Below are 1,491 nucleotides of genomic sequence, written 5' to 3' on the forward strand. Positions count from 1 at the left end.
CCATATGAAGTGCGATATGCTCATCAATCTTTATACTTCCCAAGCTTGCAGATTGATAATGAAATTATTTGGGGTCTCACAGCGCGAATGTTAATTGCCTTATTTAAATATGGTTTAGGCTACCAAAAAGAATGGCCATTTCTACTGAATGCACCAACGTTTGGAATGCCAAAATTTTCTCATAAAAAATAAAGATCAGGACTGATAAATTATGATGTATAGCTATCAAGGACAGCATCCAAAAGCCTTACATGAGCCATGGGATGGCTGGGTTGCTCCAACCGCAACGCTTATTGGACAAGTAGAACTAGGCCGTCAGGTCAGTATTTGGTTTGGTGCTGTAGTACGTGCCGATAATTGTGTCGTTCGGATTGGTAATTTTTCTAATATTCAAGAAAATTCGGTATTACATACTGATGCGGGCCTTGAGCTAAATATTGGCGAATATGTCACTGTTGGGCATAAAGTTATGTTGCATGGTTGTACGATTGGCGATAACAGTTTGATTGGTATGAATGCTGTCATTTTAAATCGAGCCGTGATTGGTAAGAACTGTATTATTGGTGCGAATGCTTTAATACCGGAAGGTAAAGTGATTCCAGATAACTCAGTGGTAATGGGCTCACCTGGCAAAATTGTAAAAACTTTAGATGAAGAAGGCGCAGCAAAAATACGCTTGAGCGCACTACATTATGCTGAACACTTTAAAAGCTATGCCGATTTGAAAGAATTCCATTTTTAAAATTTTAGCGAGATATTTTCTATGCCAAGCACCAGCTTGGCGTTTTTATTTAGATAGGAACAACTCGCCTATCAGAGCCGAGTGGGGTATCATAACTTCCGTTTTTAATCTGATTGAATACTAAGGTTGTGCATGAAACTGCTGGCGTTGGAAACTGCAAACGAGCAATGTTCCATTTCATTAATCGATGAAACCCAAGAACTCTTTTTCCAACTCGATACGCGAGCGAAAGCACAAACCCAGACCATTTTGCCAATGATTGAGCAAGGGTTACAACAAACTGGACTTGACGTAGCTGGTTTAGATGCAATTGCCTTTAGTCGAGGGCCCGGCTCTTTTAGTGGTGTTCGAATTAATGCAGCAGTTGCTCAGGCTTTAGCTTGGTCACAAGATTTACCAGTAATTCCAGTTTCTACATTACAAGCTCTCGCACAAGCGGCTTACCGACTTGAAGGTTTAGAACAGGTGACTGCGGTACTCGATGCACGTATGAATGAAGTTTACATTGCAAGTTTTGTTCTAGATGAGCGAGGCATCATGCAGTGTATAGATGAAGAAAAATTAATGAACTACGAGCAAGCGGCTGCCTATGCAAAGCATTGCTTAATCGGTTCGGGTGCTAAGCTTCTTCAAACTGATGCAGAACATCAAACAATCACTGCCACTGCACAAGACATTGCTTCGATTGCACGTGTGTATGCAGCGCAAAAGCAGTGGGTTGATGTTGAACATGCTTTACCGGTTTACTT

Annotated in this window: 2 protein-coding genes and 1 pseudogene; all 3 read left to right on the top strand. The window is 41.0% G+C overall.

What is annotated here, in order from left to right:
• Positions 1 to 192 (top strand): annotated as a pseudogene (locus VXQ92_RS17600) (CoA pyrophosphatase); the annotation flags it as partial.
• Positions 193 to 214: 22 nt separating this feature from the next.
• Positions 215 to 742, top strand: a complete 528-nt coding sequence (locus VXQ92_RS17605; protein WP_077166004.1) for a gamma carbonic anhydrase family protein — start codon at positions 215 to 217, stop codon at positions 740 to 742.
• Between the two features lie 132 nt (positions 743 to 874).
• Positions 875 to 1,491 (top strand): tRNA (adenosine(37)-N6)-threonylcarbamoyltransferase complex dimerization subunit type 1 TsaB (gene tsaB / locus VXQ92_RS17610; RefSeq protein WP_416682684.1); only part of this gene is annotated, 617 nt, incomplete at its 3' end.

This window comes from Acinetobacter sp. 228 (assembly GCF_048147885.1).

What these genes read in the sequence shown, in the direction of transcription:
- VXQ92_RS17605 (WP_077166004.1), top strand. Translation starts at nt 215, where the DNA reads ATGTATAGCTATCAAGGACAGCATCCAAAAGCCTTACATGAGCCATGG.